23 protein-coding genes and 1 pseudogene are annotated in these 26,286 nt (G+C 63.9%); 14 read left to right on the forward strand and 10 right to left on the reverse strand.

Annotated elements, in window-relative coordinates:
* Positions 1 to 174 precede the first annotated feature (174 nt).
* Positions 175 to 873 (forward strand): pirin family protein, encoded by a 699-nt coding sequence (locus HU751_RS07555; protein ID WP_186735270.1) that lies wholly within the window; start codon positions 175 to 177, stop codon positions 871 to 873.
* 51 nt (positions 874 to 924) lie between these two features.
* Here the strand turns inward: HU751_RS07555 and HU751_RS07560 are convergent, their stop codons facing one another.
* The 3 genes from HU751_RS07560 to hisN all read right to left on the reverse strand — a co-directional run bounded on the left by HU751_RS07560 (position 925) and on the right by hisN (position 3,758).
* Positions 925 to 1,881: an AraC family transcriptional regulator gene (locus tag HU751_RS07560; RefSeq protein ID WP_186735272.1), complete on the reverse strand. Its 957-nt coding sequence runs from the start codon at positions 1,879 to 1,881 to the stop codon at positions 925 to 927.
* A 239-nt stretch (positions 1,882 to 2,120) separates the two neighbouring features.
* Positions 2,121 to 2,855, reverse strand: coding sequence for a hypothetical protein (locus HU751_RS07565; RefSeq protein ID WP_186735274.1), 735 nt, complete (start codon positions 2,853 to 2,855; stop codon positions 2,121 to 2,123).
* Positions 2,856 to 2,966: 111 nt separating this feature from the next.
* Positions 2,967 to 3,758, reverse strand: a complete 792-nt coding sequence (gene hisN, locus HU751_RS07570) for a histidinol-phosphatase (protein ID WP_186735276.1) — start codon at positions 3,756 to 3,758, stop codon at positions 2,967 to 2,969.
* Positions 3,759 to 3,986: 228 nt separating this feature from the next.
* Between hisN and HU751_RS07575 the strand changes: the two genes are divergently transcribed.
* Entirely contained in the window at positions 3,987 to 4,631 is a 645-nt protein-coding gene (locus HU751_RS07575) for a helix-turn-helix transcriptional regulator (protein ID WP_186735278.1), read from the forward strand.
* A gap of 828 nt (positions 4,632 to 5,459) precedes the next feature.
* Here HU751_RS07575 and HU751_RS07580 read toward each other — a convergent pair.
* Together HU751_RS07580 and HU751_RS07585 are read right to left on the reverse strand one after the other, a co-directional pair.
* Positions 5,460 to 5,876 carry a DUF1294 domain-containing protein gene (locus HU751_RS07580; RefSeq protein ID WP_186734617.1) on the reverse strand — a complete coding sequence of 139 codons (417 nt, stop codon included), beginning with the start codon at positions 5,874 to 5,876 and terminating at the stop codon, positions 5,460 to 5,462.
* A gap of 1 nt (position 5,877) precedes the next feature.
* Positions 5,878 to 6,708: an undecaprenyl-diphosphate phosphatase gene (locus tag HU751_RS07585; protein WP_186734616.1), complete on the reverse strand. Its 831-nt coding sequence runs from the start codon at positions 6,706 to 6,708 to the stop codon at positions 5,878 to 5,880.
* Positions 6,709 to 7,098: 390 nt separating this feature from the next.
* Between HU751_RS07585 and HU751_RS27225 the strand changes: the two are divergent.
* The 11 genes and pseudogenes from HU751_RS27225 to HU751_RS07635 form a co-directional block, all read left to right on the forward strand.
* Positions 7,099 to 7,770 (forward strand): annotated as a pseudogene (locus tag HU751_RS27225) (cache domain-containing protein); the annotation flags it as partial.
* Positions 7,771 to 7,908: 138 nt separating this feature from the next.
* Complete coding sequence (locus HU751_RS27230) at positions 7,909 to 8,643, forward strand: methyl-accepting chemotaxis protein (protein WP_437181045.1); 735 nt, start codon at positions 7,909 to 7,911, stop codon at positions 8,641 to 8,643.
* A 98-nt stretch (positions 8,644 to 8,741) separates the two neighbouring features.
* Positions 8,742 to 9,308 carry a nicotinamide riboside transporter PnuC gene (gene pnuC / locus HU751_RS07595; RefSeq protein WP_186734614.1) on the forward strand — a complete coding sequence of 189 codons (567 nt, stop codon included), beginning with the start codon at positions 8,742 to 8,744 and terminating at the stop codon, positions 9,306 to 9,308.
* Positions 9,305 to 9,856: an AAA family ATPase gene (locus HU751_RS07600; RefSeq protein ID WP_186734613.1), complete on the forward strand. Its 552-nt coding sequence runs from the start codon at positions 9,305 to 9,307 to the stop codon at positions 9,854 to 9,856. Before pnuC ends, HU751_RS07600 begins: the two co-directional genes overlap by 4 nt.
* A gap of 298 nt (positions 9,857 to 10,154) precedes the next feature.
* A complete protein-coding gene (fapA, locus tag HU751_RS07605) occupies positions 10,155 to 10,595 on the forward strand; it encodes a functional amyloid chaperone FapA (protein ID WP_186734612.1) in 441 nt (146 codons plus the stop codon).
* 1 nt (position 10,596) lies between these two features.
* Positions 10,597 to 11,169 (forward strand): fibril amyloid subunit FapB, encoded by a 573-nt coding sequence (fapB, locus tag HU751_RS07610; RefSeq protein ID WP_186734611.1) that lies wholly within the window; start codon positions 10,597 to 10,599, stop codon positions 11,167 to 11,169.
* A gap of 52 nt (positions 11,170 to 11,221) precedes the next feature.
* Positions 11,222 to 12,535 (forward strand): amyloid-like fimbrin subunit FapC, encoded by a 1,314-nt coding sequence (gene fapC / locus HU751_RS07615; protein ID WP_186734610.1) that lies wholly within the window; start codon positions 11,222 to 11,224, stop codon positions 12,533 to 12,535.
* Positions 12,536 to 12,598: 63 nt separating this feature from the next.
* Positions 12,599 to 13,279, forward strand: coding sequence for a fibril amyloid maturation endopeptidase FapD (fapD, locus tag HU751_RS07620; protein ID WP_186734609.1), 681 nt, complete (start codon positions 12,599 to 12,601; stop codon positions 13,277 to 13,279).
* A 33-nt stretch (positions 13,280 to 13,312) separates the two neighbouring features.
* Positions 13,313 to 14,050 carry a fibril amyloid subunit FapE gene (gene fapE / locus HU751_RS07625; protein WP_186734608.1) on the forward strand — a complete coding sequence of 246 codons (738 nt, stop codon included), beginning with the start codon at positions 13,313 to 13,315 and terminating at the stop codon, positions 14,048 to 14,050.
* Positions 14,051 to 14,096: 46 nt separating this feature from the next.
* A complete protein-coding gene (gene fapF, locus HU751_RS07630; RefSeq protein WP_186734607.1) occupies positions 14,097 to 15,377 on the forward strand; it encodes a fibril amyloid transporter FapF in 1,281 nt (426 codons plus the stop codon).
* 129 nt (positions 15,378 to 15,506) lie between these two features.
* The gene (locus HU751_RS07635; RefSeq protein WP_186734606.1) at positions 15,507 to 17,702 is read left to right on the forward strand and encodes an LTA synthase family protein; all 2,196 of its coding nucleotides are present in this window, start codon (positions 15,507 to 15,509) and stop codon (positions 17,700 to 17,702) included.
* Positions 17,703 to 17,708: 6 nt separating this feature from the next.
* On the opposite strand, the gene HU751_RS07640 is transcribed toward HU751_RS07635, so the two are convergent.
* Positions 17,709 to 19,034 carry a sigma-54 dependent transcriptional regulator gene (locus tag HU751_RS07640; RefSeq protein WP_050705488.1) on the reverse strand — a complete coding sequence of 442 codons (1,326 nt, stop codon included), beginning with the start codon at positions 19,032 to 19,034 and terminating at the stop codon, positions 17,709 to 17,711.
* A 333-nt stretch (positions 19,035 to 19,367) separates the two neighbouring features.
* On the opposite strand from HU751_RS07640, the gene HU751_RS07645 reads away from it, so the two are divergent.
* Positions 19,368 to 19,634, forward strand: coding sequence for a hypothetical protein (locus HU751_RS07645; RefSeq protein WP_028690802.1), 267 nt, complete (start codon positions 19,368 to 19,370; stop codon positions 19,632 to 19,634).
* A gap of 103 nt (positions 19,635 to 19,737) precedes the next feature.
* Here the strand turns inward: HU751_RS07645 and HU751_RS07650 are convergent, their stop codons facing one another.
* The 4 genes from HU751_RS07650 to cobW are packed head-to-tail and all read right to left on the reverse strand — an operon-like array spanning position 19,738 to position 26,239.
* Positions 19,738 to 20,352: a vWA domain-containing protein gene (locus HU751_RS07650; protein WP_225933242.1), complete on the reverse strand. Its 615-nt coding sequence runs from the start codon at positions 20,350 to 20,352 to the stop codon at positions 19,738 to 19,740.
* 53 nt (positions 20,353 to 20,405) lie between these two features.
* The gene (locus HU751_RS07655) at positions 20,406 to 21,404 is read right to left on the reverse strand and encodes a magnesium chelatase ATPase subunit I (RefSeq protein WP_186734605.1); all 999 of its coding nucleotides are present in this window, start codon (positions 21,402 to 21,404) and stop codon (positions 20,406 to 20,408) included.
* Between the two features lie 2 nt (positions 21,405 to 21,406).
* Positions 21,407 to 25,168, reverse strand: a complete 3,762-nt coding sequence (cobN, locus tag HU751_RS07660) for a cobaltochelatase subunit CobN (RefSeq protein ID WP_186734604.1) — start codon at positions 25,166 to 25,168, stop codon at positions 21,407 to 21,409.
* 3 nt (positions 25,169 to 25,171) lie between these two features.
* Complete coding sequence (cobW, locus tag HU751_RS07665) at positions 25,172 to 26,239, reverse strand: cobalamin biosynthesis protein CobW (RefSeq protein WP_186734603.1); 1,068 nt, start codon at positions 26,237 to 26,239, stop codon at positions 25,172 to 25,174.
* Positions 26,240 to 26,286: the final 47 nt, after the last annotated feature.

The raw sequence follows: 26,286 nt of genomic DNA on the forward strand, positions 1-26,286 counted from the left end.
GTGCAAAAGTACCAGCGAATGCTTATGGATCAGGGTATTAGGCGATGAAGCGCATGCTGATTCACATCAAATTAAATCGAATAATCAGATCATACAAAGCCGATATTTACGCTTTTTATCGATCTTTCAAAACCGCATCATGGCCCCATTCCACCGAATCAGAGGAGCATCACCATGCTGCAACTGCGACCTTTCGAGAGCCTTGGCCACGCCAACCACGGCTGGCTGGACGCCCACCATCACTTCTCGTTCGCCGAGTACCATGACCCGGCGCGTGTGCACTGGGGCAACCTGCGGGTCTGGAACGACGACCTGATCGCCGCCGGCGCCGGCTTCCCACCGCATCCACACCGCGACATGGAAATCATCACCTACGTTCGCGAAGGTGCCATCACCCACCAGGACAGCCTTGGCAACAAGGGCCGTACCGAGGCTGGCGACGTGCAGGTGATGAGTGCCGGCAGCGGCATCGTCCACAGCGAATACAACCTGGAGAAGGTCGACACGCGGATCTTCCAGATCTGGATCATTCCCGAAAAAGTCGGCGACGCGCCGTCCTGGGGTACCCGACCGTTCCCCAAAGGCGAACGCGGCGAGGGCTTCGTGACCCTGGCCAGCGGCCGCGAGGGCGATGAGGACAGCCTGCGCATCCGCACCGACGCCCGCCTGGTGGCCGCCACCCTGCGCGCCGGGGAAAGCGCCGAGTACCGGCTCGATGAAGGTCGCCGTGGCTACCTGGTCCCAGCCAAGGGCCTGGTCGAAGTGAACGGGCTGCAGGCCAAGGCGCGCGACGGCGTGGCGATCGAGCAGGAGACGGTGCTGAAGGTGACCGCGCTGCAGGACAGCGAGATCGTGCTGGTGGATGTAGCCTGATCCATCTCGAACACGGGACAAGCCCACTTGGGTTTGTCCCGTGTTGCTTCGCTAGCCTCGCCGCCTGAGCGTTTCCGACGGCAACTCACCGAAACGCTGGCGATAGCTCTCGGAAAACCGCCCCAAGTGCAGGAAGCCGTAGTCCAACGCCAGTTCGGTAACGCTGCGCACCCCACAGCTGGGATCACTCAGGCAGGCCTGAACGCGCTCCAGCTTGCGTTGGCGGATGTACTGCCGAGGCGTGGTATTCAGATGGCGATCAAACAGCGCATACAACGAGCGCACACTCATGTTCGCCTGCTCGGCCAGCGCTTCGGCGCTCACTTCCAGCTTCAGGTTGCGCTCCACGTAGTCCAGGATCCGCTCCAGGCCTGCGCCCGCCCCGCTCAACGTCTCCATGCGCACGTTGGTGCTCATCAGCGTCAGCAGCTTGCTGGCGATGATCTGGCTGTAATGCCCCTGTACTCGCGGCAACGAGCCGCTCACTTCGGCTTCGTTGCAGATCATGCCCAAAAGATTGAGAAAGCCGCCCAGCTCCTCCAGCCGGTAGTGGTTGCGCAGGAAGCGCACGCCGCCGCTGGGCCGTTGCCAGCGCTGCTCGTCACAGATGCTGTCGAGCAGGCGCACCGGCACCTTGAGGATGAACTTCTCGCAATCCTCGGAATAGGTCAGGTCCACCGGGTCGTCCGGGTTGATCAGCAACAGCTCGCCCGGCACCAGGTGGTGTTCGCGCTGATGCCCACGCCACAGGCAGTTGCCGTTGAGCAGCACCTGCAGGTGGTAGATGGTTTCCAGCGCCGGCGAGGTGACCCGCACACTGCCGCCGTAGCTGATCCGGCACAGGTCCAGTTCGGCGAACTTGCGGTGGCTGAGGCTGGCCTGGGGGTGGGTGGTGCGGGACAAGCCGATATGGTGCTGGCCCACATGCCGATTCACGTAGTCGGACACGGCATAAGGGTCGGCATGGTGGAACACGCAGCTTTGCTCGCTCAGCAGGCGGCTTTCCATGGGCAAGGCACTCGCCATCGTTATTGTTATGGGCGCCGCCCGCTGCTACCCGAAAGGGTGCGCAGGTGGTCGTTCACGGTCATTCTATCCAGCCGCCCGGGGTGTGTCGGGGCAGGTGACGGTCGGCTGGCATGCCCCACACTAAGCAAAAACCCGGGGTCTGGGCAATGCGCAGGCGACAAACGCCGGGCGGACAGCGGACAGTGCGCGGATCAGCTTGTGCGATCAGCGAACACCGCTCATTGCACCGGCAGGAAGTTCATCAGCAGTAGGCTCTGCGCGTAGTTCAGGCCGATCCTCCGGTAGCGCTCATCGAGCATTTGCGCCAGCAAGTCCAGGCGGGCGACGACCTTGCCGAACTCCACCGCAAAACTCAGGTTGCTGCCCTGCTCGGAGATCTCATTGGAGAACAGCAGCAGTACGCCATTGGCATCCTGGCGCTGGCTGAGCATCCAGGTGGCCTTCTCGATGTTGCGGGCGGCGTTGTTGATGAACAACGGGTCGAGGGTGTCGGTCATGTAGAACTCGGTGCGTCCGCCGTGGGCGGTGACCAGCATGCTGCCGATGGCGTAGATGAATGCGCCGACCCGATCACCGCGAAATTCGGGGCTCAGGGCGTAGCTCAGGGCGGCCAGGTCACGGCGCTCGCCCAGTTGCGGCAAGGGTTGGCGTTGCTCGATGGCGATGCGGATCTGCCGCGCCGCCGTGGTGGCGTCGAGGTAGCCGGACTGCTTCCACTGGCTGGGGTTGCGCAGGTACAGCTTGTTCATCAGCAGGTAGAGGCTTTGCAGGTTGTCGCGCATGGCCAGGGTCGCCATGCGGTCGACACTGGTCTGGAACAGCTCGTCCGGCTTGCCGTTGCCGAACTGGGTGAGTATGTCACGCCCCTGTTGCTGGGTGCAGGCGGCCAGGCACGCCAGGGTGCCGACCAGTAGTAGACAGCGGGGAAACTGGATGAGTCGTCGTACAGCCATCGGCACCGGTAGGAGTCGTCGGCCCTGCCGGGGATCGGCGGGGCCTGGCCATGCATAGAACGCACAAATGCGAAAAAGTGCGATGGCCAGGCCGATTACCGGCGCGCAGCCTTACATGGCGTGACGCAACATCTCCACCACCTGCGCATGCAGCGCCGGATCGCCACAGGCCACCACGCAGCCGCCGTCCTGGGCCGAGCTGCCGTCCCAGGCGCTGATGACCCCGCCCGCCCCTTCGATGATCGGCATCAGTGCCTGCACGTCGTACGGCTGCAGGCTCGCCTCGACGATCACATCGACGAACCCCGATGCCAGCATGCAGTAGGCGTAGCAGTCACCGCCGTAGCGCATCAGCCGCGCCTTGCCAGCGACCGCCTCGAAGGCCGCCTTGCGTGCCGGGGTGTCAAACATGTCGGGGGTGGTGCACATCAACGTGGCCGAAGCCAGGTCGGTGCAGGCGCGGGTCTTGAGCAACGTGTCGCCGCGCCATGCGCCTTGCGGGGTACCGATGAAGCGCTCGCCGGTGAATGGCTGGTTCATCACCCCGACCACCGGGCGCTCGCCATCGTTAAGGGCGATCAGGGTGCCCCACAGCGGCAGGCCGGTGATGAAGGCACGGGTGCCGTCGATCGGGTCGAGCACCCAGGTCAACGGGCTGCTGCCCTGTGCGGCGCCCTGCTCCTCGCCGAGGATGCCATGGGCCGGATAACGGACCTGGATCAGCTGGCGCATGGCCTCTTCGGCGGCCTTGTCGGCGACGGTCACCGGATCGTACAGGCGTCCGCCCTTGTCCTCGACATCCAGGCTGGCACGAAAATACGGCTGGATCGCGGTGGCGGCGGCATCGGCCAGCTGTTCGGCGAAATGGCGGAATTCGACGATCTGGTCAGCGCTCAGGGACATGGGGCGGGCCTCGTGATTGGAAAGGATCGGCATGATACCCGACTGCACGATGAAGCGGATTCCGGCGGCATCAATGATATTGTTATGCCATTATTCCTGCTTCATTTAACCGTCACTCAATCGTTGTACTAGGATAGCAAGCAGCTTCAACGGCCCCGCCGGCAGTCAAGGACGCTGGTCACTGGCGTGCGCGGGCTCTTTGTTCCAACGCCTATCATGGATGACACGATGAATTCGCACCTGCTCTTCCCGCAGATCGGCAAAGTCATAGCCAGTACCGGCAGCCGCCATTTTCCGCGGCATCTGCACGACCTGATCCAGACCCACCTGACCATCGACGCCACGCATATTCGCCAGTTGCGCGACCCGGTTTGCGCCACCCGCCCGGACACGACGCTGATCAGCGAGACGGTGTTCAGTGCCGGCGATTCGGGTGAAGACTTCGACGACCCTGCCCGCCTGCACCTGGCGCGGCGCAAGGATGGTTACCGCTACGAGATCACGGTGTTGCGGGCTGACCCGCGGGTTGGCTTCTCGGCGACCGAGCGTAGCCGGCTCGAAGACATTTCACCGTTGCTGCTGCCGATGCTGGAGAAGCACATCAATGCCTTGCAGCCGGCCGCGCCAGGACCTGTGGACCTCGACAGTGTCGAGCAGCGGTTTATGGAACGGCTGCGACAGACGGGGATCCGGCTGTCGCAGCGGGAGATGCAGGTGTGCGAGGGGTTGCTGGCCGGACTTACGGCGCCGCAGCAGGCCGAACACTTGCGGCTCAAGGTCAATACGGTGGAGAGCTACCTGCGCAGGGCGGCGATCAAGTTGGGGATCAGTGGGCGGCATTCGTTGATGAGGTGGATGTATGCTGAAGGCTGAATGGGGTTCTTTGGTGCTTGTTTTGAGCTTTTTATGCGCATTCATTGGCGATGGTGACGCATAGTCACCTTTTCGCCCTTACGGCGAGTTCCTTTTTGAAGGATCAAAAAGGAACCAAAAAATCCTCGCTCCATTCATCCGGCCCCTACGCTTCGCTCCGGGGTTCCCTCGCTCCGTTCTTGCTCCCGGGAGGACCGCGCTGAACGCCCCATCCTGGGGCGCAGCGCTTGACGGCCATCCATGGCCGTCACCTCCCTCCGCAAGAACTCCGCTCGGCCTCCTGAAGTCGCAATTGGTGGCGCCTGGACTATCGCGCGCTTAGAAGCAAGAGCAAGAGCAAGAGCAGGAAATGCGAAGTTACTTATTTGACAGTTAATTATGTACTGGCTGTTCCGGCCCTTTCGCGGGGCAAGCCCGCTCCTACAGGGTTATATATAACGGCTACTATCGCGTGGGAGCGGGCTTGCCCCGCGATGCGATCGAGAGATTAATTAAGTTTGAACTAGCGATAGCTGCGTCAGTCCAGGCGCCGCCCGTAACTTCGCGACTTCAGGAGGCCGAACGGAGGTCTTGCGGAGGGAGGTGACGGGCATGGATGCCCGTCAAGCGCTGGGGCCCAGGATGGGCCCTGCAGCGCGGTCCTCCCGGGAGCAAGACCGGAGCGAGGGAACCCGGAGCGAAGCGCAGGGCCGGATGAATGGAGCGAGGATTTTTTGGTGACTTTTTGATCCTTCAAAAAGTTACCCGCCGTAAGGGCGGAAAGGTGAATAAGCGTCGACATCATAAATGAATGCGCATACAACTTTAAAAACCATCAAACAACAACCCTCAGATCACAACTCCCCAACGCCCCGCCAAGAACAGATAATCAACCCAAAACACCTGGTGCATAAAAACAATCCCCCAGAACACCACCTGGTAGGCCACCTTCCGCGTCTTGTGCCGAAACACCTGCTGCGCCAGCAACGCCCCCGGCCATCCCCCCAGCAGCTCGCTGGCATGCAGCACCTTCTCCGGCGTGCGCCAAGCCTGGTTCCGCGCCTGCTGCTTGTCCTGCCAGTACAACATCAAGCTGACCAGGCTCACCAGCGGATACATCGCCAGTGGCAGCCAGGTCCCATCACTCAACCCCATTCGCAGGCCACCCACCACCGGCAACAGGCAAAGCCCCACCAGCACCAGCCATTTCAGGCGTGCATGGCGCACGCCCTCCTCGCCCCGAGGCGCACGTTGCGTACGGGTCATGTCAGCCGTGCGCCGTCGACCAGTCGACCCAACCGAACTCCCAGGTCGCCAGGATCAGCAGGCCAAAGGCAATCCGGTACCAGGCAAACACCGCATAGCTGTGGTTGGCAATGAACTTGAGCAACCCCCGCACGGCGATCATCGCGAAGATGAACGACACCACGAAACCGAGGGCGAACACCGGCAGGTCGCCCGGCTGGAACAAATCACGGTACTTGTAGCCCGAATACACCGCAGCGCCGACCATGGTCGGCATGGCCAGGAAGAACGAGAACTCGGTGGCTGCCTTGCGCGACAGGCCGAACAGCAGGCCGCCGATGATGGTCGAACCAGAGCGCGAGGTGCCCGGAATCATCGCCAGGCACTGGACGAAACCGATCTTCAGCGCATGACTCCAGCGCATGTCGTCGACATGATCGACCTCCACCCGATGCTGGCGACGCTCGGCCCACAGCATGATCACCCCGCCCACCACCAGCGCGGCGGCCACGGTAATGGGGTTGAACAGGTACTCGTGGATCAGGTCGGCGAACAGCACGCCCAGGACCACCGCCGGGAAGAAGGCGATCAGCAGGTTGGCGGTGAAACGCCGTGCCGGCACCTGCGTGGGCAGGCCCAGCACCACGTCGAAGATCTTGCGTCGAAACTCCCACACCACCGCCAGGATCGCGCCCAGCTGGATGATGATGTTGAATGCCATGGCGCGTTCGCCACCGAAGTTGATCAGGTCGGCGACGATGATCTGGTGCCCGGTGCTCGAAATGGGCAGGAACTCCGTCAGACCCTCGACCACGCCCAAGATGATTGCCTGCAAGGCACTCCAAAAATCCATCTTTCCCCCAAGTGCGACGCTGCGCGTGGCAGGCCGCTTGTTTTGATTGACTCAATGATGCCGCACGCGGCGCGTGCTTTTTACAGCGACAGTAGCCCCCAAGGCCAGCTGAAAAGCCCAGCAGCCTAAAGGTTTCATCTGGCGCGGCCGAAATCCTAGCAGAGCCTGTGTTTCAAGGCTTGCGTTACCTGCTACACAGGATGTCAAGAAAGACTCATTAGCCGTTGGTCGAGTGGGGACCGGCGGCAAAGCATGCTTGGATGCCCTGGATAAAAAGAACAAAGACTGGAGTAACGCATCATGAAGACCCTGAGGTCGATGTCGATCAGCCGCCGCCTGTGGCTGATCCTGCTGGTGGCCGTGGCCATGCTGCTGGTGCTGGGCCTGCTGATGCTGCGCCAGCTCCACGGCGACCTGTACCAGGCCAAGGCCGAAAAGACCCGCCACGTGGTGCAGACCGCCGCCGGCATCCTGACGTATTACCAGGGCCTGGAGGCCGCCGGCACGCTCACCCGCGAAGCCGCGCAGCAGCAGGCCCTGCAAGTGGTGCGCGGGCTGCGCTACGACCAGAACGACTATTTCTGGATCAATGACCTGCAACCGAAGATGGTCATGCACCCGGCCAACCCCAAGCTCGATGGCCAGGACCTCTCCGCCATCCGCGACCCGGATGGCTTTGCCGTGTTCAACGAGATGGTCGTCCTGGCCCGCAGCCAGGGCGCGGGGCCGGTCGACTATCGCTGGCCCAAGCCCGGCGCCAGCGAACCGGTAGAAAAAACCTCCTACATCCAGCTGTTCAAACCCTGGGGCTGGATCATCGGCTCGGGCGTTTACGTCGACGATGTGCAGGCCGAATTCGCCCGCCAACTGCGCGACGCCTCGCTGGTCGGCCTGGGCATTGCCTTGCTGATGGCCCTGCTGGTGATGCTGATCGCCCGCAGCATCGCCCGTCCGCTGCAAGAGGCGGTACAAGCCATGGGCACCATCGCCAGTGGCGAAAGCGACCTGACCCGGCGCCTGGATACACATGGCCGTGACGAAATCACCCTTCTGGGCGAATACTTCAACCGTTTCAACGGCAAGCTGCAGGGCGTGGTTGGCCAGTTACAGGGCGCTGCCCATCACCTGGCCGAGTCGGCCGGCCATGTCGGCGACAACGCGGGTGCAGCCCAGGCCCGCAGTACCCAGCAATCGCTGCAGATGGACCAGGTGGCCACCGCGATCAACGAGGTTTCCTACGCCGTGCACGACGTGGCCAAGCACGCCGAACAGGCCTCCAGCGAGATGCGCAACGCCCAGACCCAGGTCGGCCATGGCCAGCAGGCGATCCACGGCAGCCTGCAGCAGATCGACCGGCTCTCGGCAACCATCGAGCAGGCGGTGCAGGTGATCCGTGAACTGGCCAGCCACAGCACCAAGATCGGCGGCGTACTCGAGGTGATCCGCTCGATCGCGGAACAGACCAACCTGCTGGCCCTCAACGCCGCCATCGAGGCCGCCCGCGCCGGCGAGCAGGGCCGTGGTTTCGCCGTGGTCGCCGACGAGGTGCGCCTGCTGGCCCAGCGTACCGCCCAGTCGACCGCCGAGATCCAGACCATGATCGAGCACCTGCAGGGTCAGTCCGAGGCTGCGGTACGGGCCATAGACACCAGCAGCGAAGCCTCGCGCCAGACCGTCGAGCAGGCCCGTGAGGCCGGCAGCAGTCTGGATGCCATCAGCCAGGCACTGGGTAACCTGGGCGCGCTGAATGCCTCGATCGCCAGTGCCACCCTGCAGCAGTCCCATGTGGTCGAGGAGATCAACCGCAACGTCACCGAAACCGCCGACCTGTCGCAACAGACCGCCGAGGCCGCGCGCCAGTCCAGCGACGCCGGAGTAGCCCTGGCGCGGCTGAGCGAGGAGCTGGAACAACTGCTGCGCCAGTTCAAGGTCTAGCAACGACGAGCTGCGGGCGGATCCGACTCCGCCCACAGCTTGAAGCGGGCCGCTCGAAGCGGTTAGCATCCCGCTCTTTCCCCGCCCAAGGATCGCCGATGTCCGGCCTCGAACTCTTCGCCGCCGCGCTCGGCGTCATCGCCGTCTGGCTCACCGTCAAGCAGAACCCCTGGTGCTGGCCGATCGGCCTGGTGATGGTGGTGCTGTACAGCTGGATCTTCTACGAAGTGAAACTGTACTCGGACATGCTCCTGCAGCTGGTCTACGCGGTGCTGCAGCTTTACGGCTGGTGGCAGTGGACCCGACCTGACCGTATCGAGGACGCCCGCCAGGTGACCCGTCTGGCCCCCGCGCCGATGCTCAAGGGCCTGGCGGTCGGCCTGATGGCCAGCTTGCTGCTGGGCGCGGGCATGGCGCACTGGACCGACGCTGCCCAACCTTGGCTGGACGCCGCCCTCACTGGTTTCAGCCTGGTAGCACAACTGTGGATGGCGCAGAAACGCCTGCAATGCTGGGCATTGTGGGTGGTGGTAGATGTGATCTTTGTCGGCCTGTTCCTGTACAAGGGTCTGTACCTGACGGCCGCGCTCTACGCCTTGTTCACCCTGATCGCCGTGCGCGGCTGGCTGGAGTGGCGCCGCGATCCGGCGCTGGCAGCGGCATGAAGGTCCTGGTGCTTTGCGGACCGGAGTCCAGCGGCAAGAGCTGGCTCAGCGGCGAAATTCAGGCGCATTTCGGTGGTGTGCTGATCGGTGAATATGTCCGCCACTTCATGGACTGTGAGCAACGTGACACCTGCTACGCCGACATCCCCGCCATCGCCCGTGGCCAACTGGCCTGGGAAGATCATGGCCGCACGCAGGCGCCGGAGCTGCTGATCCTCGACACCCACCTGCTCAGCAACATCCTCTGGAGCCGGACCCTGTTCGGTGACTGCCCTGCCTGGATCGAGGAGGCGCTGAAGACGCGCCATTACGACCTGCACTTGCTGCTGCGCCCAGAGGGCGTCGAATGGGTCGGTGACGGGCAACGCTGCCAGCCCCGGCTGGAGGAACGCCAGGCGTTCTTCGACGACAGCCTGGCCTGGTTGCAGCGCCATCGACAGAACCTGCAGATCATCGACGGTGACTGGCCGCAACGCAGCGCCAAGGTACTGGACGCGGTGCAACACTTGCTTGACGGAAAAGCCCCGGTTTTCCCCACTGAATGTTAAGCCGCCGATACACACCGAATGGCCATAGCCCCCGGATTTGCGCGTAATGCCGCAGTTTCGGGGGCAGTGTCACAGCGGTGATACACCTGCGCCGACCTCCCCTCGAAGCCCGGTATTGCAGGGTTTGACCCTCAACTCACCGGGGGTCTGTCTCAGCACTGATACAACAATTCTCTGACGCAACAGTGCTTCCCACCCAAGATCCTGATTCTCAAGCAATAACAAAAACCGGCACAGCTTCTGCTCTCCTTCTGGCAACGCGGCCCCAGGCCCAAACGCCGAAGAAGGAATTGCCATCGTGGGGAAACCAGAAAAAGGCAAGATCTGTCACCTCCTGCTGCTCGGTTGCGCTTTGGGATCCAGTTTCAGCCTGCCCGTCCAGGCCGAGAACGGGGTTGTCGTCATCACTCGCGATGTGCAACCGCGCATAGCCACGCGAGCGCCGCTGGCTCCCGACCCCAATCCTGTCACCGTCAACACCAACCCCTCCGCGCATATCCTCAAACAGACTACCGAGTTGAGCGATGGCGACTTTGCAGGCATCAGCAGCGGTTCGGGCATCAATACGCTGATCACCCAGCAGACCAACAGTATCAGTACCAGCATCAACACCCAGACGCAGTTGCCCAACATTGCCGGAGGGCGCGCCTCAGGCTCTGGCAGCGGCATCGCCAACATGGTCAATTCGAACGTCCAGCAAGGCTTGGGCGCCCTGAAAATTCTCAACGGGGGCCAGTGACATGAGGCATTCGCTGTTGATCCTGGCCACGCTGTGCAGTGCTTCGGCCTTCGCCCAATCCCCCGTGATCAATAACGCCACCATCGACAGCTCGGGCGCGCAATACCAAGGCAACCTTGGGGTCAACCAGGCAGCCGGCGACCAGCAGCAACAAGTCAACGCCCGGGCCATCGCCATCGGCCACGATGCCGACGCCAGCACGCAGATCCGCCAGCGCCTGCGCACCCATGTCGACCCCGCGCTGGATGCGCAATCCAGCATCCAGGGCACTGCCTTCAGCCACGGCAGCGGCGTTCTGGGCGTCAACCAGAGCGCCGGCGCCAGCAACCAGCAAGCCAACGCACTGCGCATCAGCGTCAGTGCCCAACCGCAAAGCATCGACGACAGCGTCCTTTTGCAACAGAACGTGGCGCTGGTCAACAGCTCGGATCCAACTGCCCAGACACCCGGCCATCGCCAGGTCAGCATCAGCGACCAGGCATTCACCGGTAGCCGTGGCGTAGTGCAGTTGAATCAGAGTGCAGGGGTGGGTAACCGAACGGCCAACACCCTGAGCATCCGGGTCGCGGATTGACCCAAACAGGCAACAACAACACTTAACCTAAAATAAAGTACGGAGAACCACCATGAAACCCTCGATGGCACTCAAGCCTCTGGTTTTCGCAATTGCTGCGATCATGGCTGTGGCTGTACAAGCTGGGCAGAATGATCCGCGTGGCCATGGACACAACAATGGCCACGGCCACAACAACGGTCATCACACCCCTCCTCCTACCAAGATCCCGGTGTATGCAACCGCCAATGCCTGGGACAAGCAAAGTAGCACCAACAACCGCATCAACAATGAAGGCACCATCAACGAAGCCGAAATGAGCAGCTCGGCCTCGGGCACCAGCGGCAACGTCGGTGTCAACGTGGCCGCCGGCGCCGGCAACCAGCAGGACAACGCCGCCGCCATCGCCAACGCCGGTGCCGACTCGAGCCTGGACAACAGCTTCGTGTTCGGCTCCGCCTCGGCCACCGCCGATGTGCGTCAGTACAGCAACAACAACAAGGTCAACAACTACGGCACCACCAACTCCGGCATCATGAGCGGCTCGGGCAACAACGGCAGCGGCAACATGGGCATCAACATTGCCGGCGGCGACCTGAACCAGCAGAAAAACACCATGGCCATTGCCAACTCCAATGCGCCACTGGGTAACGCCACCGCCACCGCCTCCGCCGACCAGAACGGCCCAGGCCTGGTCGTGAACAACAACGCCGACCGCACCTATCGGGTCGATACGCTGACCTTCACCACCACGAAAAGTGGCAGCGCCTCCCACACCAAGGACTCCAGCTACAGCAAGGAAGGCAGCTCCTCGTCGAGCTGGGAGGCCGCCGGTGCCAACAGCTGGAGCGCCAGTGGCTCGAAGAGCTCGGACGCCAGCGGTTCGCGTAGCCATGAGTCGAGCTCCTCGGCCAGTGGTTCTCTGAACGCTTCGCTGGATGCCTCGGCAAGCGGCAGCGTCACCCACACCCAGGACTATGGCCGCCACGAGCGCAGCCGCACCGACTCGTTCGATGCGTCTCTGAACGCTTCGATCGACGCGTCGTATGACAAGTCGCACGAGAAGTCTTCCAGCTCCTCGTTCGAGAAGGCTTACGACTCTTCGTTCGAGAAGGCCTACGACTCTTCGTACGAAAAATCGGGTAGCAAAGCCTCCGAGTACGCCAAATCCGGCTCGAAGAGCTTCAGCGAATCCAGCTCGTACGACCTGAGCAACACCGTGTCGTTCCAGGTGCTGACGCCTACCGGCTGGGCCAACCCTGTGACCAACACCGCCACCCTGAGTGGCTCGGTGAATGGCGGCAGCGGCAACCTCGGCGTCAACGTGGCAGCCGGTGTGGGCAACCAGCAGAGCAACTCGCTGGCCATCTCCAACACCTCGTTCTGACAGCTGTGACCTTGAGGCCCCCTTCGGGGGGCCTTTTCCTCAACAGGATCGGGGGGCACGACCATGCGTATGATCGCCTTGGCGTTTTTGCTGTGCATGGCCAGTTACAGCGAAGCGGCGCAGATGCCGCTTTCGGTTTTGCCGGGGGGCGCGGTGATCTACAAGCCCATCCAGAGCATCCGCGAGCGCAAGTTCGCCGACCTGGTGCAACAGAAGACCGATTTCAGTTGCGGCGCCGCGGCGCTGGCAACCATCCTGCGCCAGGCCTACTGGCTGGACGTGGACGAACACACGATCATCGAGGGCATGCTGGCCCACGCCGACCAGGACCTGGTCAAGGTCCAGGGCTTCTCGATGCTCGACATGAAACGCTACGTGGAAAGCCTCGGCATGCGTGCCCGCGGCTACCGGGTCGCCGCCGACACCCTGAGCAGCGTGCGTATCCCTGTAGTCGTGCTGATGGACATCCGCGGGTACAAGCACTTCGTGGTCATGCAACGGGTCGACAAGGGCTGGGTCTACATCGGTGACCCGGTACTCGGCCACAAACGCTACAAGGTCGAAGATTTCCTCAAGGGCTGGAACGGCATCATCTTCGCCGTGATCGGCCAAGGCTACGACAAGGGCAACGCCTTGCTCGACCCGCCCCTGCCGCTGAGCGCCAAGGGCCGCATCAACACCTTCACCCCGGTCAAGGACGCCGAACTGATGGACTTCGGCTTCATCCGCAGCGACTTCTTCTAACGATAATCGAGCGCAACGCGTCGGGAGCATCCCATGAAGACTCCAGCCTGGCTCACCCTGATCTGCCTGGCCACCGCCCTGCCCATCCAGGCAGAGACGTTCAAACCCATTGAACTGAAGGATCAGGAGTTGGCGAACCTGCGCGGTCGCTACGTCATGCCGGGGCGGATCATCAGTTTCGGCATCGTCATGAGCAGTACCTGGCAAAACGCCAATGGTGATGTGATCGGCGCCAAGACGTCGATGCAAGTCCAGCAGTCGACCATAAAGCCCCAGTTCTACGTGTCGATGATCGATGAAAAAGGCACCGGGTCGTCGAGCCAGCAAGGTCACGGCAGCGTGACCGGTGGCGCGGGCCTGAACGCGACCGAGGGCGTCACCCAGGTCGTGCGCGCCGCAGGCGACAACAACAGCGCCTACAACAACGTCGATATCAACGTCACCAAGGCAAGCCAGGCCCCCGATACACCACAGCAGGGCCAACTGCTGAGCGCCGGATCGACCCTCGTCGGCAGCAACGCCGCAGGATCGTTGAGCGTTTCTTCGAGCGGCACTGGCGTGCAACTCAATGTGGTGGCCAACAACAACCAGGGCAGTGCGCTGCAACGCATCGCCCAGGGTGGCTTGATGCAGAACGCGACGCTGCTCGGCAACGGCAACCAGGTCAGCAACCTGACTTCCCTCAACGTCGTGCTGCGCGACAACGCGCCTGCTGCGGCCCTGAACGGCAATCTTGACCAGCTCAAAGGTCTTCGCGCTCTCGGATACTGATCTACGCTGACTCTCATCGTATGTAGTCTGAAGGGACGGCTAACCCATGCAACGATCGTTGACACTCAGAGCTGTTGTCTGTTTGAGTACCTTGGCACCCGTGACTTTGCTCCACGCCGCTGCGGATCCACAAGTCGAGGCACTGAAACAGGAGCTGCGGGAGTTGAAACAACGCTACGAAGCCCAGCAGAACGCTCTGATGGTGCTCGAGCAGCGCGTGCGGCAAGTCGAGGAAGCCCCTGCGGCACCGCCGCCCAGGCGCCTGACCAAATCCCCCTCGGAACCGGCCAAAGGCGCCCAGACCGTCGCTTCAGGGACTCCGGGCAACGCCGGCAGTTCGTATGGACAATCGCTCAAGGACGACTCCGAGCCAGCGCAGAGCGTCTCCAACCTCTATGACGAGGCCAGCGGCTTCTTCGGCGGCGGCAAGTTCAGTATCGAAACCGGCCTGACTTACACGCACTACGACACCCGTGCTCTCACACTCAACGGCTTCCTGGCCCTGGACTCGATCTTTCTCGGCAACATCAACCTCGACCGCATCAAGGCCGACAACTGGACCCTGGACCTGACCGCTCGTTATAACCTCGACCAGCGCTGGCAGTTCGATATAAACGTACCCATTGTTTATCGCGAATCGACCTATTCGTCCGGTGGCGTAAGCGGTGTCGGCTCAACCGCCTCCGACGCTTCGGTAACCCGCGACCCGACCATCGGCGATATCAACGTGGGGATCGCCTACAAGTTCCTCGACGAGTCGGAGAACTGGCCTGATGCTGTCGCTACGCTGCGAGTCAAGGCCCCAACCGGCAAGGACCCCTATGGCATCAAATTGATCAGGGATACGGCCAACGACAACCTGGCCGTACCTGAAAGTCTGCCGACCGGTAACGGTGTGTGGTCAATCACTCCCGGGATCTCGCTGGTCAAGACGTTCGACCCCGCCGTTCTGTTTGCAAGCCTGTCCTATACCTACAACATGCAGGACTCATTCAGTGACATCAGTCCGGAGGTCAACAGCAAAACCCCGGGTGACGTCAAGCTGGGTGATTCGTGGCAGATAGGCGGTGGTATCGCCTTTGCGCTGAATGAGAGGATGAGTATGTCGTTCTCGGTCAGCGACCAGTTCGCCAGCAAAAGCAAGATCAAGCGCGACGGCGGCGACTGGCAGTCGATCACCAACAGCGACTACAACGCCGCCAACTTCAACGTCGGCCTGACCTTCGCCGCCACCGACAACCTGACCATCGTCCCCAACCTGTCCATCGGACTGACCGAGGACGCGCCGGACTTCTCGTTCAGCCTGAAATTCCCCTACTACTTCTGACTCGCCAACCGGGCCCGATCCAGGGCCCGGGATTTGGTTACCGGTTTTGTAGCAACCGACTTTCCCGCCATCGGCCTGTTATCATCGCGCACAGTTTTGTGACGATTTAATGGCATTAAGGAAAGTTTCGTGAACAACCTGCTCGGTCACCCTCGCGCCCGCCTTGCCATGCTGGCAATCCTGGTGCTGGTGATTCCCCTGACCGCGCGCGCCCTGCTGGGCTGGTCCAACCCCTTCGGCTACCTGTCCGACCTGGCCATCGGCAGCCTGCTGTTGCTGCTCGTGCACCGTCGCCCCTGGTGGCTGGCCCTGCCGCTGCTGTTGGCCTGGGGTGGTCTGTGGGTGGCTTCCGCCGAACTGGTCAGCGCCGTCGGCCGGCTGCCCACGGTCGACGACCTGACCTACCTGGTCGACCCGCAGTTCATGGAGAACTCCACCGCCGGCACCCTGGCCCATGCCTGGCTGCCCGTCCTGCTGGTCGTCGGCCTTGGCGCCTGGCTGGCGAGCGTATGGCGATCGCCCGTCGGCGCACCCTTGCCGCGGCGACTCTGGAGCGTGCCCCTGGCACTGTTCGGCCTGCACTGGGGCGGCCAGCAGCTGGCCCCCTCGGATGCCGACCAATGGCGCCAATACGGCCTCACCCACCAGGCGCTGTCGGCAGCGGTGGGCAAGCTCCAGCACCAGACCTTGAGCGGCCTGGGCCATGTGCCGGCGGTCACGGCGCTGTCCAGCGCCGGCCTGACCCAATCCGACCTCAATGGTGTCAAGCTGCTGGACGCCCCAGGCAAGGCGCGCAACCTGCTGATCATCACCGTCGAGGGCATCCCCGGCGCCTACCTGCGCCCCAACCGCGAGGCACTGGGCAGCCGCTTCGAGCAGGACCTGATGCCCCGGCTCAGCCAATGGGCCGAGCGCGGCATGAACACCCCCGACTATGTGCTGCACACCCACCAGACCATTCGTGGCCTCTACGCGATGCTCTGCGGCGACTACGACAAGCTGGCCAACGGCACGCCCAAGGGCGTCGAGCTGCTGACCCAGCAGCAACGCAACCAGGCGTGCCTGCCGGCCCAGCTGCGCGAGGCCGGTTTCGCCACCCATTACCTGCAGGGCGCCGGGCTGCGCTTCATGGCCAAGGACCGGATCATGCCGCACATCGGCTTCGACACGGTGCATGGCCTGGAATGGTTCGCCAACGACAACTACCTGGAGTTCCCCTGGGGCAAGGACGACCGTGCCTTCTTCGAAGGTGCGCTCGATTACGTCGGCGAGCTGCGCAAGCAACCGCAGCCGTGGATGCTCACCCTGCTCACGGTTGGCACCCACCAGCCCTACTCGGCACCTGACGCCTACCTGCAACGCTTCGACACGCCCAAGCAGGCTGCGGTGGCCTACCTTGATGATGCACTGGGCAACTTCCTCGACGGCCTCGAGAAACAGGGCGTGCTGGAAGACACGCTGGTGATCGTCACCTCGGACGAATCCCACGGCATCGACGGCGTGCGTCTGGCCTCGGCCTGGGGCTTCAACCTCACGTTAGCGCCGGAACAGGCCCAACTGCCCAGGCTCAAGCAGGGTACCTACGGCCACATCGACCTGAGCACCTCCCTGCTCGACTATTTCGCCCTGCCGATCCCGGCGGCCCTGGGCGGACGTTCGCTGTACCGCGACTACGACAGCGGCCGTGAGATGATCTCCTACACCAACGGCATGCTGCGCTACCACGACGGCCAAGGCACCCTGAGCGAGTGCGACTTCCAGCAACGCTGCCGACGCTATGCGAGCAAAGGGTTCATAGCCGACCAGGCCAAATTCCTCGGCCGTGGCGACGACAGCCTGGGCCCGCAACTCAATCTGCTGGCCACCAGCCTCGACCAGTCGCTGCTGCAGACCCCACTCAACCTGCGCTACCAGTTCGGTGGCCCATCGCCCATCGCCCTGGCGGAGCGCATCAAGGATGACTGGGCGGACAACCTGATCGGCGCGCAGTACCTGGAAATGCCCGAAGGCTCGCGTACCCGTGTGCGTCTGAAAGTTCGGGCGCTGGATCCCCAGCACGCGGCGTTTATCCGCCTCAAGGCCAAGGAGCTGGAGCAGGACGTGCAGCTCGGGCTGCCCGAAGAGATTAGGGTGACAGCCGACGAGCCGCTGGAAATGGAGTTCGACTTCGACAACCCCACCGTGCGCAAGGCGTTTTCCTTCCATCTGCTGGGGTATGGTGGCGGCGAAGTGGAAGTCAGCGATTTCAGCGTGATTACCGCGCTGCCAGATGAGCCGGAGACGGTGGAAGAGCTGGCGGATGGGCATCTTGCCCAGTCGAGCTGAGGTCAGCTAGCGAATCTGGTGCTTGTGCAACAACCGATAGAACGTCGGCCTGGAAACGCCCAGCACCTTGGCCGCGATGCTCAGGTTGTCACTGTGCCGGTTCAGCACATCGCACAACGCCTGCCGCTCGGCACGGTGCTTGTAGTCCTCCAGCGTGCCCAGCGGCTGGTCCTGCTCCTGCAATTCCTGCAGGCCCAGGTCCTGCGCCTCGATCTGCCGGCCCTCGGCCAGCACCAGGCCGCGCCGCACTCGATTGGCCAGCTCACGAACATTGCCCGGCCAATCGTGGCGTCCCATGGCCGCAAGGGCGCCGTCGCTGAACGAACGCGGGCGCCGGCCGGTCTCGGCGCTGTAGAACTGGGAAAAATGACTGGCCAACATCGACAGGTCGCCATGCCGGTCACGTAGCGGCGCGGTCACCACCTGCAGGACATTGAGCCGGTAGTACAGGTCCTCGCGAAAGCGCGCCAGCGCGATGGCCTTCTCAAGGTCCACATGGGTTGCCGCCAAAACCCTGACGTCCACGGCGATCGGCTGATTACCCCCTACCCGCTCGATGTGCTTCTCCTGGAGAAAACGCAGCAGGTTGGCCTGCAACTCCAACGGCAGGTCACCGATCTCATCGAGGAACAAGGTGCCGCCATTGGCCGCCTCGATACGCCCCACCTTGCGCTGGTGCGCCCCGGTGAACGCGCCTTTTTCGTGGCCGAACAGCTCGGACTGGATCAGGTGCTCGGGGATGGCGCCGCAGTTGATGGCGATGAACGGTTTGTCGCGCCGCTGCGATTGCCGATGCAGGGTACGCGCCACCAACTCCTTGCCCGTGCCGCTTTCGCCACGGATCAGCACCGGCGACTCGGTCGGCGCCAGCTTGCCCAGCAATTTGCGCAGTTCACGGATCGGCCGGCTCTCGCCCAGCAGTTCGTGTTCAGGCTCATCCACCCGCACCGGGCCCTTGCCGCGCAACCGCGCCATGCCGAAGGCGCGCCCCAGGGTGACCTGTACCCGCGAGACGTCGAACGGCAGGGTGTGGAAATCGAAAAACCATTCGCAGACGAAATCGCCGACATTCTGCAGGCGCAATTCTTCGGCGCTGAGCACGGCAATCCATTCGGTATTGCTGCGCTTGATCAGGTCCTTGACCGCCTCGGGGTGCAGCAGGTGCGAAGCCTGCAGACGCACCAGGCCGACATCGCAGGGCTGCTCCATGGCCGCCTCCAGCGTGCAACTTCGTACATCCCAGCCAACGCTGCGCAGGCCCGGCAAAAGGCGGTGGCAATCGTCGCAGGGGTCGACGATCAGCAAGCGGCGGAGGGATGCGGTATCGAGCATGACCTTTCCTTGGCGCCAGATTATGGTTTTTTAACTGTAAACAGACAGTTGCGACGCCCGAATTAACAGTAGCAATGAACTTGACGCCCCCCACTACCGTTGGTCAGCCCGCCGTGAAAGCCGTACGACCCGCCGGGAATTTTTCAATTCAATTGCCGTCTTAGGCGCGCAGGACAGGTAGGAAAACTTCGCCGATATAAAAAATTTTCAACAGTCATGTGACTTGAACCCTGATCTGGAGCATCAGTACAAATAACCCCGCGCTGTACACTTTTGTGGAATAACACCGCGGCACCTTATTTCGCTGTTTGGGACCATGAGAGAGACCGAACCATGAACGCCCCGCTCCGTGTCAACGAAGCACTGCTGATCGCCGACCACGCCTTCGAACCCTTCCAGTGCGTAGCCTGGGATGCACCCAACGGTACTGGTGAACTGAGCCTGGCAGTGATCGACCGGACCAGCACCCGTATCGGCAGCAAGCAAGTGTCCTCGCGCGTCTATTCCGACCCCGCGCAATGGGCCAGCCTGATCGAGGAAGTGCGCGCCGAACTGTCCGGCAAAGGTTACGACCTGCAACCCTGGTCGATGCCGAAGTAAAAGAGCACGCCGCCACAAGTGCGTGATTGCCACGCACTTGTGCAAGTTTCCCCACTTTCGGGGACAACTTTTTCAATTGCGACATCCTGTCGCAGTTACATCCTTATTTGACCACCGCGAACTGCTCGATATGCCGATAGTCGGCCTGCAGTTGTTCGGCAAGTTGGCGTGCCCGGCCCACGCGCACCGCCGCTGTTTCCATATCCACCAGCAACGTCACGCAAGGTAGCGGCTGCAACGCAGGGCCCTGTTGCAGACGGCCATCGGTCAACACCAGGCAGCGCTGTACCTCATGGGGCAAGCGCTTGCCCCGGGCCAACAACCACTGACGCGCCTCTTCCAGCGCCGCCGGCAACGGTGTACCGCCGCCCGCCCCCAGCGCCTGCAACCAGGGCTGCAACGCCGCCGAGGCTTTCAGGCCATGGCGTTGCCATTGCGGCCGGTTGCCGCTGGCCGTGAGCAAGGCCAGGCGCGCGCGTTGACGGTAAGCCTCATCGAACAAACCGGTCAGCAGCCCCTTGGCCTGGGCCAGCGCCTGATTGCGTCGGGTCGACGCCGAAGCATCGACGATCACCAGCCACAGTTCCGGCGCCTGGGCCTGGCGTTGCTGCCAGCACAGGTCGCGGCGCTGGCGTGGCCGCCCTTTGAGCAAGGTCGCCAGCCAGGCGATGCGCCCGCTATCACTGGTGCGTGGGCGGCCCCGGGAAGTCCCCGTCAAATGACCGACGCGAGGCCTGGCATCCGCCACCCGATCATGGCGCGAGCGGATGCTCAGGGCTTTTTTGCCCAGTTCGGTACCTCACGCCGAGCACCCGTGGCCACCGGCTGGGCGGGCAATGCACCCCAGTCGCCCTGACCGCCCGGCGTATCCTGCGGACTCGCCTGCCCGCCCGCCGAGGTGGCCTGGGGTGGCGGTGCCTCGGTACGACGCCGATGGCGCAAAGCGTACTCGGCAACCGCCTGCACATCCGCCTCCTCGATCACCGCGTTACCCCGCCAGGCGGCATGGGCCCGCGCCGCGCGCAGCCAGACCAGGTCGGCACGCAAGCCGTCCACGCCAGCGGCGAAGCAGCGTTCGGTGATCCAGGCCAGGGCCTGGTCGTCCAGGGCAATCGACGCCAACCGCTCGCGTGCCGAGCGGCAGCGCTCGCGCAACACAGCCTGCTCGTCGGCCCACTGTTCGCAAAACGCCTGTGGATCGCTGTCGAAGGCCAGCCGGCGACGAATGATCTGCTGACGCGCCTCCGGCGCCGGCAAACCCTCCAGAGCCACGTTGAGGCCGAAGCGGTCGAGCAACTGCGGACGCAGTTCGCCCTCCTCCGGGTTCATGGTGCCGATCAGCACGAAACGGGCGGCGTGGCGATGGGAAATACCGTCGCGCTCGATGCGGTTGGTGCCGCTGGCGGCCACGTCGAGCAGCAGGTCCACCAGCGGGTCGGGCAACAGGTTGACTTCATCGACGTACAGCACGCCACCGTCGGCATGGGCCAGAACCCCCGGCGAGAACCGTGCCTGGCCCTGGCCAAGGGCGGCATCCAGGTCGAGGGTGCCGACCAGGCGCTCCTCGGTCGCCCCCAGCGGCAGGGTCACGAACGGGCCGTCGCCAAGCAGGTCGGCCAAGCCCCGGGCCAAGGTGCTCTTGGCCATGCCCCGCGGGCCTTCGATCAGCACACCGCCGATCTTCGGGTCGATCGCCGTCAGGCACAGGGCCAGCTTGAGGTCGTCGGCGCCGACCACGGCGGCCAGGGGGAATTGTACGGGTTCGCTCATGTTCAGCAGTCTTCCTCGCCGGCGAGCAATTGTTGCTCGAGGCTTTCACGATAGTCGCCCGGTTCCTGCCACAACCCGCGCTGCTGGGCTTCCAGCAGGCGCTCGGTAAGGTCGCGCAGGGCTTCGGGGTTGTGCTCGCGCATGAAATCACGAGTGGCCGGGTCGAGCACATAGGCATCGGCCAGGCCCTGGTAATGATGGTCGTCAATCAGGTGGGTGGTGGCGTCGAAGGCGAACAGGTTATCGACCGTGGCCGCCAGCTCGAACGCGCCTTTATAGCCATGGCGCTTGGCGCCGTCGATCCACTTGGGGTTGAGCGCCCGGGCACGGATCACTCGATTGAGTTCTTCCTTGAGGGTGCGCACTCGCGGCCGATCGGCCTGGCTGTGATCGCCGTGGTAGCTGGCTCGCGACGTACCGGCCAGGGTTTCGGCGGCCGCCAGCATGCCGCCCTGGAACTGGTAGTAATCGTTGGAGTCGAGCAGGTCGTGCTCGTGGTTGTCCTGGTTCTGCAGCACCGCCTGCACCTGCGCCAGGCGCTGGGCGAACGCGGCGCGGGCCGGGGTGCCCTCGTCGGCTGCGCCATAGGCGTAGCCGCCATGGTTGAGGTAGACCTCGGCCAGATCGTCGCGGCTGTGCCACAGGCGTCCGTCAATGGCGTTTTGCACTCCGGCCCCGTAGGCGCCGGGCTTGGCGCCGAACACCCGCCAGCCGGCCTGCCGCGCCGCCTGCTCGGGCTCGACGCCAGCGCCGAGCAACGCTTCACGCTCGGCGCGCACCCGCGCGGCCAGGGGGTTCAGGTCGTCCGGTTCGTCCAGCGTCGCCACCGCCTGCACGGCGGCGTCGAACAGGCGGATCAGGTTGCCGAAGGCGTCGCGGAAGAAACCTGACACCCGCAGCGTCACATCCACTCGTGGCCGGTCGAGCAGGCTCAGCGGCAGGATCTCGAAATCATCGACCCGCTGGCTGCCGGTGGCCCACACCGGGCGCACGCCCATCAACGCCATGGCCTGGGCGATATCGTCGCCACCGGTGCGCATGGTCGCCGTGCCCCACACCGACAGCCCCAGCTGGCGCAGGTGATCGCCGTGATCCTGCAGGTGCCGCTCAAGGATCAGGTTGGCCGAGGCGAACCCCAGGCGCCAGGCCGTGGCGGTCGGCAGGTTGCGCACATCGACGGTATAGAAGTTGCGCCCGGTGGGCAGCACGTCAAGACGCCCACGGCTGGGCGCGCCGCTGGGCCCGGCCGGGACGAAACGCCCGGCCAGGGCAGCCAGCAGGCCATCAATCTCGGCAGCGCCGCAGGCATCCAGATCGGGGGCGACCTGCTCGACCAGCGTGTGCAGCACTTCGCGCACCGCGTCCCATTCGAGCCCGTCCTGTAGCGCGAGAGTACCCAGCAGGGCCTGCTCGATCAGTGACAATGCCAGCAACTCCAGGCGCTCGCGGGTATCGCCACAGGTTCGCCAGAGGCTGGCGTCGAGTTGTGCCAACAGGTCCGGGCGTGGCCCATCCCAGGCCTGCCCCAGGTCACAGTCCAGCGGATCGAAGCCCAGCACCAGCGCCTTGGCCAGCACGCGGATCAGGCTGGCGTTACCGCCCTTGCCATCGCCCCGCGCCACCCGCAGCAACGCCAGCAACGTATCGCTGCGCAAACGTCCCTGCGGCGATTGGCCGAACACGTGCAGGCCGTCGCGAATCTGCGATTCCTTCAGGTCGCACAGGTAGGTGTCCAGCCGCGGCAGCCACACCGCCGCGTCCTCCATCTGCCCTTCGAGCTGCAACTCGCGATCGATATGGTGGGTCTTGACCAGTTCGAGGATGTCCCGTTGCAGCTCGCGGGCACGGCGCGGATCGAGTAACTGCGCCTCGTAGTACTCGTCGGCCAGTTGCTCCAGGTGGCGCAGCGGGCCGTAGGTCTCGGCGCGGGTCAGCGGCGGCATCAGGTGGTCGATGATCACCGCCTGGGTGCGGCGCTTGGCCTGGGCGCCCTCGCCCGGGTCGTTGACGATGAACGGGTAGATGTTGGGCAACGGGCCGAGCAAGGCATCCGGCCAGCACTCGGCGGACAGGCCCACGCCCTTGCCCGGCAGCCATTCCAGGTTGCCGTGCTTGCCCACATGGATCACCGCGTCGGCGGCATAGCCGTTGCGCAGCCAGAAGTGGAACGCCAGGTAGCCATGGGGCGGCACCAGGTCCGGGTCGTGGTACACCGCGCTGTGATCCACCTGATAGCCCCGCGCCGGCTGTATGCCGACGAAGGTCAGGCCGTAGCGCAGGCCGGCAACCATCATGCGTCCACTGCGGAACATCGGATCCTGCTCGGGCGGCCCCCAGCGCTCCAGCACGGCGCGCCGGTTGCCCTCGGGCAATGCGGCAAAGGCGCGCTGGTAGTCGGCCAGGGCCAGGCTCTGGGCGCAGGGGCGCTGGTCGAGGTGATCAAGGTCGTTGGTCACACCGCCGAGCAACTGGTGAATCAGCTCGGTACCGCTGTCGGGCAGGCCGGCCACCGGGTAACCCTGCGCTTGCAGGGCCTCGAGGATATTGAGCGCCGCGCCCGGCGTGTCCAGGCCGACGCCATTGCCGATACGCCCGTCGCGGGTCGGGTAGTTGGCCAGCACCAGGGCCACGCGCTTTTCCTGGTTGTCCAGGCGCGCCAGGGTCACCCAGCGCCGTGCCAGTTCGGCGACGAAGTCCATGCGTTCGGGATGGGCCCGGTAGCAGACCACATCGGACTGGCTGCGCTCGCTGCGCCAGGCCAGGTCCTTGAAACTCACCGGCCGGGTGATGATGCGCCCGTCCAGTTCCGGCAGGGCGATGTGCATCGCCAGGTCGCGCGCGCCCAGGCCCTGCTCGCTCTGCTCCCAGCCGGGCTGGTTGTCCTGGGCGCAGATGGCCTGCAGCACCGGTACATCGCGGCGCAGCGGGCGCAGGTTGGGTTGCTCGGGGCTGGACAGGGCGAAACCGGTAGTGTTGATCACCACTTCGGCCTGCACCTCGTCGAGCCAGGCCTCGACCTGGTCCAGGCAGGCGCGCTCCTTCAGGCTGGCCACGGCGATGGGCAATGGGTTCAGCCCGCAGGCCTGCAGGCGCTGGCAGAACACATCGATGAACGCCGTGTTGGCCGCCTGCAGGTGCGAACGGTAGAACAGCAACGGCGCCACCGGATGCTCCGGGTGCCACTCGGCATACCAGTCCTCGAGACGCGCCGTGGCCTTGGCCGGATGGTAAACCGCCGTGCGCGGCAAGGGCTGCGGTTCATCCCACGGGTAATCGCGCCCCAGCCACTGGCTGGCCAGGCAGTTGAACAGGTTCACCGCGTTGGCCTTGCCGCCCTGGCGCAGGAAGTGCCAGAGGCGTTCGGCCTGTTCGCCGCGCACCGTGCCCAGGTCGGTGAGCTCCGGGTCCGGGCGGTCATCGCCGGGCACCAGGATCAGCTCGACCCCACGCCCCGCCAGCTCGACCAGTTGCTCGACACCATAGCGCCAGTAGCCGACGCCGCCATGCAGCGACACCAGGATCACCTTGGCGTGGCGCAGCACCTGGTCGACATACAGGTCGACCGAGGCATGGTTCTGCACCTGCATCGGGTTGGCCAGGCGCACGCTGGGGAAATCGACCGGCAACTGCTCGGCGGTTTCGGCGAGCAGCGCCAGGTGTGAATCACCGCTGCAGAGGATCACCAGGTCGGCGGGGGTCTGGCCGAGGTCGGCGATGCTGTCGTCCGGCACGAAGCCGCCGGGTTGGGTCCGCAGCAGGTGCATGGATCAGGCGCCCAGGACCTGGCGCAGACGCGCTTCCAGCTGTGCGGCGTCCAGCGCCTGGCCGATCAGCACCAGGCGGGTGATTCGTGGTTCATCGCTGCGCCAGGCGCGGTCGAAATGCTTGTCGAAGCGGGTGCCCACGCCCTGGATCAGCAGGCGCATCGGCTTGCCGGGGATGGCGGCGAAGCCCTTGGCGCGCAGGATGCCGAACTCGGTGACCAGCTGGGTCAGGGCGTCGAGCAGCAGGCTCTCGTCGGCCTCGGGCAAATCAATGGAGATCGAGTCGAAGGCGTCGTGGTCATGGTCGTCATGGTCATCGCCGTCGTGATGCGAGTCGTGATGGGTACGACGACCATCGATATGCGCCTCGGATTCGGCGCCCACGCCCAGCAATACTTCCAGCGGCAAGCGACCGCTGCTGGCCTCGATCACCTTGACCGCCGGCGGCAGTTCTTCGGCCACCTCGGCGCGGACCTTGGCCAGGCCCTCGGCGTCGATCAGGTCGGCCTTGTTCAGTACCACCAGGTCGGCGCTGGCCAGCTGGTCGGCGAACAGCTCGTGCAGCGGCGACTCGTGGTCGAGGTTGGGGTCGAGCTTGCGCTGGGCGTCGACCTGGTCCGGATAGGCGGCGAAGGTGCCGGCGGCCACGGCCGGGCTGTCGACCACGGTGATCACCGCGTCGACAGTGCAGGCGTTGCGGATTTCCGGCCACTGGAAGGCCTGTACCAGCGGTTTGGGCAAGGCCAGGCCACTGGTTTCGATAAGAATGTGATCGAGATCGCCGCGACGGGCCACCAGCTCGCGCATCACCGGGAAGAACTCTTCCTGCACGGTGCAACACAGGCAACCGTTGGCCAGCTCGTAGACGCGGCCGTTGGCCTCTTCCTCGGTGCAGCCGATACTGCACTGCTTGAGGATCTCGCCATCGATGCCCAGCTCGCCGAATTCGTTGACGATCACCGCGATGCGGCGGCCCTGGGCGTTGTCGAGCATATGGCGCAGCAAGGTGGTCTTGCCCGAGCCGAGGAAGCCGGTGACGATGGTGACGGGAAGCTTGGCCAGTGTTTTCATGTCGCGATACCCTTGGCAGCAATGGCGCGGGCATGCAGGACGACAGC

Origin of the sequence: Pseudomonas peradeniyensis (assembly GCF_014268935.2) — a bacterium.
Classification (GTDB): Bacteria; Pseudomonadota; Gammaproteobacteria; order Pseudomonadales; family Pseudomonadaceae; genus Aquipseudomonas; species Aquipseudomonas peradeniyensis.

Coding starts and splice junctions, on each gene's coding strand:
- HU751_RS07565 (WP_186735274.1), bottom strand. CDS start 2,855: ATGGCTGTACGACGACTCATCCAGTTTCCCCGCTGTCTACTACTGGTC.
- fapE (WP_186734608.1), top strand. CDS start 13,313: ATGAAGACTCCAGCCTGGCTCACCCTGATCTGCCTGGCCACCGCCCTG.
- pnuC (WP_186734614.1), top strand. CDS start 8,742: ATGTCCGGCCTCGAACTCTTCGCCGCCGCGCTCGGCGTCATCGCCGTC.
- HU751_RS07655 (WP_186734605.1), bottom strand. CDS start 21,404: ATGAGCGAACCCGTACAATTCCCCCTGGCCGCCGTGGTCGGCGCCGAC.
- HU751_RS07600 (WP_186734613.1), top strand. CDS start 9,305: ATGAAGGTCCTGGTGCTTTGCGGACCGGAGTCCAGCGGCAAGAGCTGG.
- HU751_RS27230 (WP_437181045.1), top strand. CDS start 7,909: ATGGACCAGGTGGCCACCGCGATCAACGAGGTTTCCTACGCCGTGCAC.
- hisN (WP_186735276.1), bottom strand. CDS start 3,758: ATGTCCCTGAGCGCTGACCAGATCGTCGAATTCCGCCATTTCGCCGAA.
- HU751_RS07645 (WP_028690802.1), top strand. CDS start 19,368: ATGAACGCCCCGCTCCGTGTCAACGAAGCACTGCTGATCGCCGACCAC.
- HU751_RS07575 (WP_186735278.1), top strand. CDS start 3,987: ATGAATTCGCACCTGCTCTTCCCGCAGATCGGCAAAGTCATAGCCAGT.
- fapD (WP_186734609.1), top strand. CDS start 12,599: ATGCGTATGATCGCCTTGGCGTTTTTGCTGTGCATGGCCAGTTACAGC.
- HU751_RS07640 (WP_050705488.1), bottom strand. CDS start 19,034: ATGCTCGATACCGCATCCCTCCGCCGCTTGCTGATCGTCGACCCCTGC.
- fapC (WP_186734610.1), top strand. CDS start 11,222: ATGAAACCCTCGATGGCACTCAAGCCTCTGGTTTTCGCAATTGCTGCG.
- HU751_RS07555 (WP_186735270.1), top strand. CDS start 175: ATGCTGCAACTGCGACCTTTCGAGAGCCTTGGCCACGCCAACCACGGC.
- HU751_RS07560 (WP_186735272.1), bottom strand. CDS start 1,881: ATGGAAAGCCGCCTGCTGAGCGAGCAAAGCTGCGTGTTCCACCATGCC.
- HU751_RS07580 (WP_186734617.1), bottom strand. CDS start 5,876: ATGACCCGTACGCAACGTGCGCCTCGGGGCGAGGAGGGCGTGCGCCAT.
- cobW (WP_186734603.1), bottom strand. CDS start 26,239: ATGAAAACACTGGCCAAGCTTCCCGTCACCATCGTCACCGGCTTCCTC.
- cobN (WP_186734604.1), bottom strand. CDS start 25,168: ATGCACCTGCTGCGGACCCAACCCGGCGGCTTCGTGCCGGACGACAGC.
- HU751_RS07585 (WP_186734616.1), bottom strand. CDS start 6,708: ATGGATTTTTGGAGTGCCTTGCAGGCAATCATCTTGGGCGTGGTCGAG.
- fapB (WP_186734611.1), top strand. CDS start 10,597: ATGAGGCATTCGCTGTTGATCCTGGCCACGCTGTGCAGTGCTTCGGCC.
- fapF (WP_186734607.1), top strand. CDS start 14,097: ATGCAACGATCGTTGACACTCAGAGCTGTTGTCTGTTTGAGTACCTTG.